The sequence below is a fragment of the Neptunicella sp. genome (genome assembly GCF_048268085.1).
Taxonomy (GTDB): domain Bacteria; phylum Pseudomonadota; class Gammaproteobacteria; order Enterobacterales; family Alteromonadaceae; genus Neptunicella.
Genome location: NZ_JBLWWF010000019.1, coordinates 23856 through 36997, shown reverse-complemented (window position 1 = coordinate 36997; position 13142 = coordinate 23856). Strand labels below are relative to the sequence as shown.

Here is a 13142-nt window from a genome sequence, read left to right as displayed (position 1 = left end):
ATATTGAAGGCTATGGTTTAGTGGAACCATAACCAACTTGTGCAAGGTTTATGTTAAGTAACAGGATTACTAATAATAACTTCTACTCGTCTATTCTGTTGCCTTTTTAAGGCTGTGCTGTTATCCGTAACAGGCAATAACGAACCTTTTCCTAAGGCTTGCAAACGTTGTTCGGCAACACCTTGGCTTAGCAAATAATTTTTAACTGCCTCAGCACGTTGTTGTGAAAGAAGCTGGTTAACATCATCTGCTCCCACATTATCAGTATGCCCCTCGATCGTGACATTGCGATCGGTGTTTTGGTTAAGAAAACTGGCTAGTTTGGTTAAGTGTGAAATGGCCCCGGGTTTGATTTCTGACTTATTGAAATCAAACAATAAATCACCCAAGGTAACCACTGCTCCCCTAAGTGTATTGTGAGCATTTAATTCGGCAAGCTGTTGTTGCATATCCTTTAACTGCTGTTGTGTTTTAGCTGTTTTTTCTTCTGCAGTGTTTAAGTCTTGTTGGGCTTTGGCCGTATCCTGTTGAGATTTAGCTGCCCGTTCCTGTGCTTGTAGCGCATTTTGTTGTGCTTGATTTGCAGAGATTTTGGCCCTTCTAGATTCCTCTGTTCGAGCATTTAATTGCATATTATCTCGCTTCGTTTTGAGCTCACTACGCTGCTCTTCCAAATATCGTCGTTGAGATTCTGTTTCGGCAATATCAACTTTGCGTTCGGCAATAAAGACAAGATGTTCAGAAAGACCTGGTTCTTTGTGTGACTGTTCTGCACTGAGCACGGCTTGGCGTGCATCTTCCATGGCCATCGGTGCCTGATCCGCCAGTTTAGTATTACTTTCCAACGCATTTAGTCGCTCCCTCGCGGCATCTGCACCGGCAAATCTGGCTGGCACCGTTGTACAGGCTGTTATAAAAATGCTCGCTGATATAAACAAAGCTGGTTTTATTATTTTGTTAATATTCATGGGGTTATCCCCTCGTTACGTTGTATTTCTTGCTCTAACTGAGTAATGCTCTTATACATTTCAGCATTGATTTGTTGTGATTTGACCAGTTCTGCTCGGGCAAAAGCCAGTTGAGCCGTCACTTCTGATTGTTGCGCCAGGCGATCTGCATTAACCATGTCATTTTGACTAATGGATTGACGAGCGCGATTGAGTATTTCTCTGGCTTGCATCAATTCCGCTGCCGCATATTGGCTAACACGAGCCCGCTGCGCATTGTCGATCGCTTGCTCTGCCGCCCAGACGGATTCGGTGGGCGGCTTTTTATTACTGGCACACCCATTAGTTAGCAACAACAAGCAGCTAATAACGATAATGGACCAAGGATGATGTGATGGCTGGGTATATGATAATTGCATAGTAAACTCCTCAAAATGAATTGGCAGTTAAATTAAAGGCGTTGGCCCTGAAAAACACGGACCAATACTACAATAATGGCTAAGACAAGAAACAGGTGGATAAATCCACCCATTGAATAAGATGACACCAGGCCTGCTGCCCAAATGGCAATGAGTGCCACAGCGATGATTCCCAGCATGATAATCCCTCGTTAAACGCTTTATTGATGGAAGCTCAGTTTGAACACTTTGTGATGAACTATCTGTGCGGATTCGCACATTAAATGCAAATAACTGGTTAACCGTGACGAATTGCAATCATCTCTGTAGCTGTTATGCGCAACGTAAATAAACGTTCGGCCTTTAGCAGATATATCCCTTATACAAATATAGATATGTCATACTTTTTACTAACATATATGTGGTATCGCACATATGTATAGAGGCGACTCTGCTATTTTTACTAAATAACACTGTATTGTTTTTAGCACGCTAAGGAACTAATGATGGATAAATTTGAGAATAGTGAATTTATGTTTCAACGCCGTTGGCAAGACCCAAAAATGAACACGGCTAACCGGAGTCCATATTGGCCTACGGCCCAGGTTGTCCAGAAAACCATGACCAACGATAGATCAAAGTCATTAGCTAGTGGTAGTCAATTAAAGCTGGATTTTAGTCTTAAACCTGTTTAGCCATAGTCCCAGTGAACAAGCGGTTAAACTTACAAGTACAGACTACAACTAAAGGGAATATGGCTGATGGAAACATATCACAATAAATTACTGCAAGTACTTTCTAAAGAGGCTCAACAACGAATCTTTCCCCATTTAAAGCTGATTCCGCTGGAATTAGGTCAAGTATTGTATGAGTCCGGCCAACAGCTCAATACGGTTTATTTCCCTACCGACTCGATCATTTCATTATTGTACGTCATGGCAGATGGAGCATCTGCTGAGATTTCCGTAGTAGGGAACGAAGGACTAGTGGGTATTGCAGTATTTATGGGAGGTGAAAGCACGCCTAGCAGAGCGATAGTGCAAAGTGCTGGTTACGCTTACAAAATGCCTGCCGCAGAGCTGCGACATGAGTTTAACAATAGACCGGAAATACGCATGTTATTACTGCGCTATACCCAAGCTTTAATCACACAAATGGCGCAAACTGCAGTTTGTAATCGTCATCATAGTATTGACCAACAATTATGCCGATGGTTGTTATTGTCACTAGACCGTTTAGCCAGTAATAATCTTACGATGACCCAAGAGCTCATTGCCAATATGCTAGGAGTGCGCAGAGAAGGGGTGACAGAAGCCGCGGGTAAATTACAAAAGCAGGGCGTTATTACCTATAAACGGGGACATATTGAGGTTATCGACCGGCCTAAATTAGAGAGACTTTGCTGTGAATGTTACAGCGTTGTTAAAAGTGAAACTGATCGGTTAGAGAAGTATATGCCAACAATATAGATGGGTAGATAGATGTTGTGCTGTAACGCACATACAACAGGTTAAATTCGAGGCATGTTAGGCAGTGGAGAGTCACGCAGCCGCTTTCCATCCATTCTTGGTTACCCGCGTTGCATGAGACTCCCATGTTAGACAAAACTTCATTAACTGGTACCAATTCGCTGTTGTCTCTTCTTCCCAAAAAGTTAAACACACTGATTACTGAGCAATGTGACACCATTCAAATGAATTTTGGTGATGTCCTTTGTGTTGCAGGACAAAAACTTCAACAAGTTTACTTCCCATTAAGCGGCTTTATATCTTTAGTCGCCCATCCTGATCAAAACAAGTTGTTAGAGATGGGGATGATCGGCAGTGAGGGAATGTTGGGATCGACGTTGGTTTTGGGGATTAGGCAAGCACCTCTGAATGCGATGGTGCAGGGCTCCGGAAAAACACTTGTACTGTCAGCAAACGATTTTTACAAGTTAATGTTGGAATACTCGGCACTACATACATTATTGGGACGCTATGTATATGTCCTACTACTGCAATTAGCACAAAATAACTATTGTAATGCTGTTCATGAGGTCTCCCATCGTTTGGCGCGTTGGTTGTTGATGGCTCATGATCGTGCTCATTTGCAAAGTTTTCATCTAACCCATCAATTTATCGCCAACATGCTTGGGGTGAGGCGCAGTGCTATAAGTCTGGCGGCAGGTCAATTCCAGAAAAAAGGCTTGATACATTATAGTCGAGGCACGATTAAAGTAGTGTCTCGCCAAGGACTCGAAGCGGAAAGCTGTCAGTGTTATTTCACTGATCGTCAGGATTTCAGTCAGTTTTTAACGGTCAAATAGGTGGTGATTAATCGAGGGTTTACGTACAGATAAAATCCGCAGCGATTGCTGCGGGCGAAAAAGACTGCTTTAACGGTTTAAATATTGGCCGTCTCTGCACGTGGATCATAGTAATTGTAGATCTTGCTTGCCCATTGGTTATCGGTCATATCCGGCCAGCTATCACTATCAAAGGAGGGGGCAGATTTAAACTTATTGGTTTCCATTGTTAGTATGCACATATCTTGAGGGCCATCGAGTAGCAAGGCGGACCAAGGGACTGCCGTGAGGCGTTCACCCATCCCCCAAAAGCCTCCAAAAGACATAACGGCAAAAACAACTTTACCGCTATCGGGATCTATCATCAATTCTTTGATAATGCCGAGTTTTTCTTTTTTGTGGTTACACACCTCTAAACCAACGAGTAATTTGCTGGCAATGATGGCCGGTTTTTCACGTGCCAATGCTTCTGTGTTGTCAATTTGTATGTCTGGAAATGTCATATATTGTTTCCTGCTCAGTTAAATTGAATCCAAGTTAACGGTCATTACCGTCAACAGCCGTCGTCGCTTTGTTGTTACAACTGAATTGGATAACACTCCATTGTTGATGGCATCAGAATGATAGCGATGAAAACTTAGCATAGTGTCATTGATGCACAGATTCTGTTCGCTATCACGCTTATTGGTTAATAAGGTCTGATTAGCCCACTTCGGGCGTCTAAATGTACGATAGCGTACAGACCAGCCGCTTTTGTTAGTTCGATGATACAAATACCACCCTGTTCCTGTCGTTATTTAAGGTGAAATATTGGGACGTTAAAACCAAAGAGGCTGACTAATGCAAAACATGCGGATCAAATTATTAGTGGTTGAAAACGATCGGGTTTTTGCTAAACAAATTAAAGAATGTTTAGGTTCCGAGCAACTGGCCATATTCGAGATGCAATCGGCCATCAATATTACGGATGCCATTAAGCGATTGAATCAAGAATACTTTGAAGTTGTCCTGTTGGATATTAGCAGCGCAGGAAGCCAGGGACTGGCCTGTTTTGAGACGTTGCAATTGATCTCACCCAGAGCCTTATATGTATTACTTTGTACTAAAACAGATGAACCCATTGCACATCAAGCCATTCTATTGGGGGCTTCTGATTATATTGATAGAGAAGAGATTGATGTCGATTCGCTGAAACGCATTCTTGTCAACAGTATGGCTAGTCGTTTGGCCCGTGATAGGTTACGTGAGACTATCGCAGGAATTAAAGCGATTGGTGATGCTTCATCAATGGGAATCATGATATCCAACCTTTCTGGTCACATTACCTACACAAATCATGCGTATCACCGTATTACCGGATTCAGTGAAGAACAATTATTAGGACTGAATTGGGTTGATGGTGTGTATGCCGGAGATCGTCTAAGGATCCAGCGGGAATGGCGCCAAGCGCTGCAAGTTCAACAACCGTTTAAGACCCATGCGAGAATGTTACGTAAAGACAACACCACCAGGTTGGTGCATATTAGTGCTGCATTTTTGCATGATCGTAAAGCATTATTCGGCCACGTACGTTTGTTGGAAGATATTACGGCTCAAACAACGGGCGCAGAAGCATTGCGAGTGCAAGTTAAGCGCCTGGTAATGCAAACATAATGATGAATGTTTGCTGCGCTTAAGGGAGTATGTTTTTTTAATGATGGGTGGGGTGGCGCACAGTGAATCGATAATTGTTGAGTTAAGCTTATTTCCTTAGCTCTTCGCATTATCGCGACTGGCAAGAGATACCGAGGTATTTATGCAAAATCCAAGTAAAGACCAAAAAGCAAGTGATAAAAAGCCGTTTAATGCTCCTAAAAAAGCTGAGCCAGGTAAAACAGATCCTGCTCAGAATAAAAAGATGGAACATGATACAAAGCCTGCGAGTAAGTAACAGCAGTTGTCGCTTTAGCGGTTTTATCCGTATCGGAAAAGTCAGATTTGTTTTTCCATGCAGATTACACTTTGTCCAGTTAAGGAATGCACCGGTGAGAGTTTCAATCGGTGCAAAGAAACGGTAAGGATACGCGCAAGGAGGCAGGCAGGGACGCAATCACCGTTAGATTTAAGATATTGTCAACAAGTCTGATAACGCCACCCCATGACGAAGTTGCCATTATCTATCCATTATCCACCTGATTAAATAAATTTATTTAACTTACTGATTTAATTATATTAAACAGATTTTTTTATATAAACGGTAGGATGATTTTCCTGCTCGAAATTGATATAAAACTCATATTCTCCAGAGTCAGGAGGCGTAAACTTAAAATTTTCAGTGGTGCTGTCACAATTGCTTACCACAGGGCGATTAACCACAATAACTTGATCCAGAGCCTTATTTTGATAGCCGCAATTTGAGCCGGCACTCCAATTTTTGTCCACAAAACGAAATTCGTATGGTTGCCCATCGGCGATCAATTCCGTTTTGACCATGTAAATATCATCACTTACTTGACGAACTTTAAAAGCTTCATCAGCTTCCCACCACGTAAAGGCACCTCTAAGATAGAGATCGTCATGGTTGGCTGCGGGTTGGTATATCTCATCCAAAATATTGCTGGCACACCCCCCGAGTAAGGAGAGTGCCACTGCGCAACCAATAATATGTTTAGCTAATCGCATGTTAAACCTGCAAACTACATCGAAATAAATTATCAATTACTGATTTAATAATGAAATATCAGCAACATGTAAAAACTGTTGGCGTAAATCCTGTAACAGCGCCAGCCTGTTTAATCGCAACGCTTGGTCCTCTGTCATTACCATGACTGAATCAAAAAAAGCATCGATACTGTCTTTAAGCTTGGCGAGTTCCGCCAGTACGGCCTGATAATCTCCAGCTTCGAGACTACTTAATGTTGCACTTTTAGTGCGAACTAGCGCGTCATTTAGCTGAATTTCTGCAGGTTCCTGAAGTAAATCGCTATTACAGGATGCGGGTATGCTTTGCGCATTTTTATTTAAAATATTGCCTACTCGTTTATTCGCAGCAGCCAGGCTTTGCGCACTCTCCAGAGTACTAAAATGAGCGACACCTTTTATTCGAGCGGCAAAGTCAGCAGGTTTGGTTGGTTTACGCGCTAACACCGCTTGAATAACGTCGATTCCGATATTCTGTTCCTGATAAATTGCTCTAAAACGCGCCAGAATAAAGTCCAACACATCAGATTCAACCGTAGCATTAGACAACTTATCGGCTAATAAATCCTTGCTTAGGGTAATTAAATCAACCAAGTCCAGTGGCAAGTTGTTATCTGTGATAATTCTTAACACACCGATGGCAGCTCGACGCAAGGCAAAGGGATCTTTATCCCCTTTAGGCAGCATTCCAATACCAAAAATGCCCACCAAGGTATCTAATTTATCAGCCAGTGCTACGGCACAGCTTATCGTTGATTGAGGTAAGCTATCACCAGCGAAGCGCGGTTTATATTGTTCATTTAATGCGTTAGCAACTTGCGGATCTTCACCGTCATGTTTTGCGTAATACATTCCCATCACGCCTTGAACATCGGGAAATTCCATTACCATATTGGTCATTAAATCGGTTTTACATAATAATCCGGCTCGATGGGCAAGTTGTCCGTCAGCACCAATCTGCTCTGCAATCGCTTTGGCCAGTGCACCAATACGTTCGGATTTTTCTTTTAGTGTGCCTAATTGCTTTTGAAATAAAACCGTACCCAGACTTTCCAGACGTGATTCAAGTGTCTGTTTTTTATCAGTTTGAAAGAAAAACTCGGCATCAGCAAGGCGAGGGCGGATGACCTTTTCGTTGCCACTAATAATTTGTTTAGGATCTTTACTTTCAATATTGGTGACAAAGATAAAGCGTGGTTTTAGTTGGCCTTGCTGATCCAATACCGGGAAGTATTTCTGGTCACCCTTCATGGTATAAATCAGCGCTTCTTTCGGAACGTCCAAAAACTTGTTTTCAAAAGAAGCGGTTAATATTACTGGCCACTCTACTAATGCGGTTACTTCAGCTAGTAAATCGTCATCAATATCAGCTACACCGTCTTCATTGGCAGCAGCTTGCAGAATCGCCTGTTTAATCATGTTTTGACGTTGATCAAAGTCGGCAATGACATAATGTTTTTGCAGAGCATCAAGATAGTGATCTGCATGAGCCAACTCAAAGGTTTTCTCACCATGAAAACGATGGCCATAAATAACTTTGGAAGAACTAATGCCTAAAATGGTGGCGGCTAATAATGTTTCTCCATATAGCAGGGTGACGCTATGTACCGGGCGGATAAACTGGCTTTTACCGCTGCCCCAGCGCATAGGCTTAGGGATCGGTAGCTTGTTTAAGGCATTGCTAACTATCTCTTCAATAAGATCGCTTAAATTAAGACCTTTAATATTGGCCTGATAGACTAACCATTCACCTTTATCGGTTTTTAACCGATCCGCTTGGGCGACTTCAATACCATTACCTTTCGCCCAGCCCATTGCAGCCTTGGTTGGATTGCCTTGTTCATCGAAGGCTGCAGTGACTGCGGGACCGCGTTTTTCAACTATTTTATCCGCTTGTTGAAACGCTAACTGGCTCACACTTACCGCTAAGCGTCTTGGCGTAGCAAACCATTGTATGCCTGAAAACGCTAACTCGGCATCCTCTAGTCCTCTTTGTATTTGCTCAGAAAAAGCGCTAGCCAATTGGGTTAGTGACTTTGGAGGCAGCTCCTCAGTGCCAATTTCAATTAACAAATTTTGCGACTGCATGGATTACTGCTCCTTCTTACACATTGGAAAACCAAGGGCTTCACGCGCCTGGTAATAACTTTCGGCACAGGCTTTAGACAAGCTGCGAACTCTGAGGATATAGCGCTGACGTTCGGTAACGGATATAGCATGACGAGCATCAAGTAAATTAAAGGCATGTGAGGCTTTCATTACTTGCTCATAGGCTGGCAAAGGAAGCCCTTTTTCGATTAATAACTGACTTTCTTTCTCACATTGGTCGAATTCGGCAAATAACGCTGGCACATCGGCAATTTCAAAATTGTAAGTCGATTGTTCAACTTCGTTTTGATGGAATACATCGCCGTAAGTAACCCGTCCCATCGGCCCGTCAGTCCAGACCAAATCATAAATACTATCCACACCCTGGATGTACATGGCTAAACGTTCAAGTCCGTAGGTAATTTCACCGGTAACGGGTGAGCATTCCAGACCACCCACTTGTTGAAAATAGGTAAACTGGGTAACTTCCATGCCATTTAGCCATACCTCCCAACCTAAACCCCAAGCACCTAAAGTCGGAGATTCCCAGTTATCTTCAACAAAACGAATGTCGTGTACGAGGGGATCAAAGCCCAGCTCACGTAACGAATCTAAATAAAGCTGTTGAATATTATCCGGTGACGGTTTGAGCATGACTTGAAATTGATAGTAATGCTGTAAACGGTTTGGGTTTTCACCATAGCGCCCGTCTGTGGGGCGCCGGCAAGGCTGCACGTAAGCGCTGCTAATAGGCTCGGGACCGATTGAACGTAAAAAGGTCATTGGATGAAATGTGCCGGCACCGACCTGCATATCCAAAGGTTGAATAATCACACACCCTTGGCGTGCCCAATAGTCCTGTAAGGCCAGGATCAGTCCCTGAAAGGTATTGATATCAAACTTCTGCATAGCGCACTAAAAGCCTTGTTAATTGATTAACGAAAAATGCCGCTAAGTATACCTTTTGCTCGCATTCGAATGTAGTCTAATAGCGCGTTTTTAATCAATGTATCAATAAATGAGGTGATAAATGGACGTGATCAGGTGCAGTTGGGCGGGAAAGGAGAAAATTTACCAGGATTATCATGACCAAGTCTGGGGGCGGGCGGTCACGGATCCTAAAGAATTGTTCGCCAAACTGTGCCTTGATGGGCAACAAGCGGGGTTAAGCTGGATTACTATTCTGAAAAAACAAACCCATTATGAGCAGGCCTTTGCTCACTTTGAGCCTAATGAGATAGCCAAGTTTGACGAACAAAAAGTTGAACAACTCATGCAAAATGCAGGGATTGTGCGGAATAGATTAAAAATCAACTCCATCATTAAAAATGCCCGGGCTTATTTAAAAATGGAGGAGGAGGGGATTAACTTCAGTGAGTTTATTTGGCAGTTTGTGAATAACCAAACCATTATCAATCACTGGCAGAGCATGCAACAGGTTCCGGCAACAACAGCCGAATCAGATGCCATGTCTAAAGCGTTAAAGAAACAAGGCTTTTCTTTTGTTGGCAGCACTATCTGTTACGCATTTATGCAAGCGGTTGGTTTGGTCAATGATCATATTGTCAGCTGTCATTGTTATCAGGATTGTGTTGATGTGGCGCGCCGATAGTGTGAGCCTAAATTGAAAAGTGGCGTAATATAGCGACTTCTTTCAAAATACTGGTTTCCATTTGAGCCTCGAGCTCTTCTCGAATCAAATCCATTTTACGTCGCTCCATACGAGATTGCTTTTGTCGCTCTTCATGGGTTGGCATATGTTTAACCTGACGATATAAGTCATGTAAGGCAGGAAAGCGAGCGGCAAAATCTGGCAAAGGATTAATTGGTAAACTCTCCAATAAAATACATAAACGAATAGCGCCCTCGGATATATTGCACTGTTGCTGTTCCATCGCCATAGCGATGGTTTTAATGCTTTTGGTGATATTCTCGACTCTATCTTGGCGTCGTTGCTGTTGTAGTCGAGTTTGCTGGCGCAGCTTGAATAACAATTGACCTGCATAAAAAGCTAAGCTCGCAACAATAATGAGCGCAAGGATAAGTAGTATCGTTGGCATAAATTACTTAAATTTGTCCAAATTACTCTGCTCTAACTGATCAAGCAAATCACCTTCCGGTGCTGATTGTTCCTCTGCTTCGTCATCAATACCCAGCAGTTCACATAATTGCTTATGTCGGGCTAGTTGTTTATCGACAAACTGTTGGTCGTCAAAACTGAGTTTTTTATTTCTATCTAATTGATTAAGCAAGTGCTCTAAACGTGGATCGTTCTCTATTGCTTCAAGTTCTTGAGCAGGAGAAAAATATTTCTTCACTTTCGAGACTTTTTTGTTAACCACTTTATCCGTTGCGATCAGTGGTACCGGCACTTTGCTGCCAAGTCTTGGATCTTTATTGCCGAGAGTGTTTTTCTTGCCCGTGTTGGCGTCCAGATCAACATTTTGTCGACTGCCAGCAGGCCGGCCGTTCGGCTTTTTTTTGCGATCTTCTTTGGGTTTTCGGACACGTTCGGCTTTAGGTACGCTACGCACACCGATTTGACCGACTTTACGAGTTTTCTTAATTTTAGGCATAATGATTCAGCATTAGGATCGTAAGCGCATTTTACCTGCGCAACAGCCGCTATGCGAGCTTTTGAATAAAACTAGGCGATTATATTGATATTTGTGGGTTAATTACCTAATCCACAGATAGAAAAAAGGCGATAGTTTAAGCTATCGCTTCTTATAAAACTGAGTGTCAGATGACACTTCTCCCATTTTTTTGTTCCCTAAATATTAGCGACATCAATGTCTGTATGCTTCACTTTTTGCTTTTATTTACGAAGCCAATATTTTATTTTTGTTGGTCTTCCTGACACTTTATTGCTCGTCCAATGTTCTTTCTAAAAATGAAAGTATTAAGGGAGTAATGGCTAGTCGTTAGCCCTGTTACTCATTCTTCCTTGTTGCAAGACGACTTGCTGCTCCTTTTTTATTGGAGTAAGAGATTACAGCAATAAAAAAGTTTTACAACTTATTTACATTATTATTACAGAAAAAATTGCGGGTGCTGGAGAGCTATGGCTGCTGGTTTATCGTTGAGAGGTAGAAAAAAAGCGATCCGTAGATCGCTTTTTCAAAGAAGTTGAACTAATGCAAACCGCCGACATATTTTGACAAAATATCGATATCTTTATCAGATAAGTGTTTCGCCATATCCCGCATCATGCCATTAGGATCATTGTGGCGAGTGCCCTCTCTGAATTTTTCTAGTTGTGCTTTTACATAGGTGCTGTGTTGGCCACTGATATCCGGGAATTTAGCTAATCCCATACCATTGCCACGAGGGCCATGACAGGCTGAACAAGCGGTAATACCTCGTTCTGAATTGCCCCCCTGAAATAAACGTCTGCCTACTTCAATTACGTTCTCAGGTGTCGCTCCTGGTTTGGCTTTTTGACTAGAAAAATAGGCGGCTAAATCTTCAATATCTTGATCAGACAACGCCGCAGCCATTCCATTCATGACCGGATCGTTACGTCCTTCTTCACCATTAGACTTAGAGGCAGCCCGGAATTCATGTAGTTGCTTAATAATATACTCGGAGTGCTGACCAGCCAGTTTCGGATACATATCGACAGCACTGTTACCATCAGCTCCGTGACAGGCAGCACAGGTAGCAGACTTATTTTTTCCAGCTTCGGCATCACCAGCTGCATTAACGGTGGCGGTAAAACCCAAACTCAGACAAATCAGAAGGCATAGTTTTTTCATATTGATTCTCGTCGTACTTTTAGTTGGCGGGCGAAAAATGCTAAGCCGTATTTTACACATTTATCCATTGAGTAAAATATATTCCCGTTGATTTGTATGGATATTATTAAAATTAGCTTCGAATATTAGTCAATTCACGGCATCCCAGCTAAAAAATGGTATAGTTGCGCCAGAATTTGAGCTAAGGAAAAAGTGATGTCTCAGTATAGTCAGGCTAAGTTTTTGTTAAGTGCCCCAGATATACGCCACCTCGGCGTGGATAGTGGCATAGAGGTCGCTTTTGCTGGGCGATCCAATGCCGGCAAATCAAGTGCATTAAATACATTAACACGGCAAAAAAGTCTGGCCAGAACCAGTAAAACTCCCGGTCGTACCCAGCTTATTAATGTTTTTGAGTTAGATGAAGAGCGTCGTTTAATCGATTTACCTGGCTACGGTTTTGCCCAAGTTCCGTTAGAGATGAAACTGAAATGGCAAAAGTCGTTAAGTGAATATTTAGAAAAGCGTGAAAGTTTAAAAGGTTTGGTGGTATTAATGGACATTCGCCATCCTTTTAAAGATCTTGATCAGCAGCTTATTTCTTGGGCTGTGGCGAGTGATTTGCCGGTTCTGGCGTTATTAACCAAGTCAGATAAGTTAAAGTCCGGAAAACGTAAAGCACAGGTTTTAATGGCACGTGAAGCCGCGTTGGCATTTTGTGGTGATGTGACCGTGGAGAGTTTTTCATCTCTAAAGCGCGAAGGGTTACAAAATATGGAAGCCATCCTTAATAAATGGTTTAACTACCTTTAATCCCCCCTGAGGTTGCAACAACCTCGAACTGGTATCACTCGTTTTGTGGGTATTCAGTTTAATGAGTGCTCTCCTTAAAAAAGAAAACCCCACTAGAAACTAGTGGGGTAAAGGGAGACAACAACAAATGTACAGTGCATTCGTAAGTTATGAGTGTCGGTAATCTGTTTAGTTCAAAATAAATTTCAAATAT

16 protein-coding genes are annotated in these 13142 nt (G+C 42.4%); 6 read left to right on the top strand and 10 right to left on the bottom strand.

Annotation, left to right across the window (positions count from 1 at the left end; translation table 11 throughout):
• Window positions 1-53: 53 nt before the first annotated feature.
• Genes ACTD55_RS14895 through ACTD55_RS14885 form a run of 3 tightly spaced genes read right to left on the bottom strand, consistent with a single transcriptional unit; the run spans window position 54 to window position 1545 of the window.
• Window positions 54-968 carry an OmpA family protein gene (locus tag ACTD55_RS14895; RefSeq protein ID WP_438865133.1) on the bottom strand — a complete coding sequence of 305 codons (915 nt, stop codon included), beginning with the start codon at window positions 966-968 and terminating at the stop codon, window positions 54-56.
• Window positions 965-1366 (bottom strand): DUF4398 domain-containing protein, encoded by a 402-nt coding sequence (locus ACTD55_RS14890; protein ID WP_438865132.1) that lies wholly within the window; start codon window positions 1364-1366, stop codon window positions 965-967. Before ACTD55_RS14890 ends, ACTD55_RS14895 begins: the two co-directional genes overlap by 4 nt.
• Window positions 1367-1398: 32 nt before the next feature.
• Window positions 1399-1545 carry a lmo0937 family membrane protein gene (locus tag ACTD55_RS14885; protein ID WP_438865131.1) on the bottom strand — a complete coding sequence of 49 codons (147 nt, stop codon included), beginning with the start codon at window positions 1543-1545 and terminating at the stop codon, window positions 1399-1401.
• A 561-nt stretch (window positions 1546-2106) separates the two neighbouring features.
• Here ACTD55_RS14885 and ACTD55_RS14880 point away from each other — a divergent pair.
• Together ACTD55_RS14880 and ACTD55_RS14875 are read left to right on the top strand one after the other, a co-directional pair.
• Window positions 2107-2814: a Crp/Fnr family transcriptional regulator gene (locus ACTD55_RS14880; RefSeq protein ID WP_438865130.1), complete on the top strand. Its 708-nt coding sequence runs from the start codon at window positions 2107-2109 to the stop codon at window positions 2812-2814.
• A gap of 125 nt (window positions 2815-2939) precedes the next feature.
• Window positions 2940-3653: a Crp/Fnr family transcriptional regulator gene (locus tag ACTD55_RS14875; RefSeq protein WP_438865129.1), complete on the top strand. Its 714-nt coding sequence runs from the start codon at window positions 2940-2942 to the stop codon at window positions 3651-3653.
• Between the two features lie 77 nt (window positions 3654-3730).
• On the opposite strand, the gene ACTD55_RS14870 is transcribed toward ACTD55_RS14875, so the two are convergent.
• Window positions 3731-4135: a PRC-barrel domain-containing protein gene (locus tag ACTD55_RS14870; protein WP_438865128.1), complete on the bottom strand. Its 405-nt coding sequence runs from the start codon at window positions 4133-4135 to the stop codon at window positions 3731-3733.
• A gap of 337 nt (window positions 4136-4472) precedes the next feature.
• Between ACTD55_RS14870 and ACTD55_RS14865 the strand changes: the two genes are divergently transcribed.
• On the top strand, window positions 4473-5285 hold the full coding sequence (locus ACTD55_RS14865) for a PAS domain S-box protein (protein ID WP_438865127.1): 813 nt from the start codon (window positions 4473-4475) through the stop codon (window positions 5283-5285).
• Window positions 5286-5427: 142 nt separating this feature from the next.
• A complete protein-coding gene (locus tag ACTD55_RS14860; RefSeq protein WP_438865126.1) occupies window positions 5428-5562 on the top strand; it encodes a hypothetical protein in 135 nt (44 codons plus the stop codon).
• Between the two features lie 281 nt (window positions 5563-5843).
• Here the strand turns inward: ACTD55_RS14860 and ACTD55_RS14855 are convergent, their stop codons facing one another.
• Genes ACTD55_RS14855 through glyQ form a run of 3 tightly spaced genes read right to left on the bottom strand, consistent with a single transcriptional unit; the run spans window position 5844 to window position 9308 of the window.
• Entirely contained in the window at window positions 5844-6293 is a 450-nt protein-coding gene (locus tag ACTD55_RS14855) for a hypothetical protein (RefSeq protein WP_438865125.1), read from the bottom strand.
• A gap of 36 nt (window positions 6294-6329) precedes the next feature.
• Window positions 6330-8399, bottom strand: a complete 2070-nt coding sequence (gene glyS / locus ACTD55_RS14850) for a glycine--tRNA ligase subunit beta (RefSeq protein WP_438865124.1) — start codon at window positions 8397-8399, stop codon at window positions 6330-6332.
• 3 nt (window positions 8400-8402) lie between these two features.
• A complete protein-coding gene (gene glyQ / locus ACTD55_RS14845; protein ID WP_438865123.1) occupies window positions 8403-9308 on the bottom strand; it encodes a glycine--tRNA ligase subunit alpha in 906 nt (301 codons plus the stop codon).
• Window positions 9309-9429: 121 nt separating this feature from the next.
• Here glyQ and ACTD55_RS14840 point away from each other — a divergent pair, with 121 nt between their 5' ends.
• Window positions 9430-10011: a DNA-3-methyladenine glycosylase I gene (locus tag ACTD55_RS14840; RefSeq protein ID WP_438865122.1), complete on the top strand. Its 582-nt coding sequence runs from the start codon at window positions 9430-9432 to the stop codon at window positions 10009-10011.
• A 7-nt stretch (window positions 10012-10018) separates the two neighbouring features.
• Here the strand turns inward: ACTD55_RS14840 and ACTD55_RS14835 are convergent, their stop codons facing one another.
• From ACTD55_RS14835 to ACTD55_RS14825, 3 genes are all read right to left on the bottom strand, one after another.
• Window positions 10019-10459: a DUF2489 domain-containing protein gene (locus ACTD55_RS14835; RefSeq protein WP_438865121.1), complete on the bottom strand. Its 441-nt coding sequence runs from the start codon at window positions 10457-10459 to the stop codon at window positions 10019-10021.
• Window positions 10460-10462: 3 nt separating this feature from the next.
• Complete coding sequence (gene yihI / locus ACTD55_RS14830) at window positions 10463-10975, bottom strand: Der GTPase-activating protein YihI (RefSeq protein ID WP_438865120.1); 513 nt, start codon at window positions 10973-10975, stop codon at window positions 10463-10465.
• Between the two features lie 558 nt (window positions 10976-11533).
• On the bottom strand, window positions 11534-12157 hold the full coding sequence (locus ACTD55_RS14825) for a c-type cytochrome (protein WP_438865119.1): 624 nt from the start codon (window positions 12155-12157) through the stop codon (window positions 11534-11536).
• Window positions 12158-12352: 195 nt separating this feature from the next.
• On the opposite strand from ACTD55_RS14825, the gene yihA reads away from it, so the two are divergent.
• Window positions 12353-12949 (top strand): ribosome biogenesis GTP-binding protein YihA/YsxC, encoded by a 597-nt coding sequence (gene yihA / locus ACTD55_RS14820; protein ID WP_438865118.1) that lies wholly within the window; start codon window positions 12353-12355, stop codon window positions 12947-12949.
• The last annotated feature ends 193 nt before the right edge of the window (window positions 12950-13142 follow it).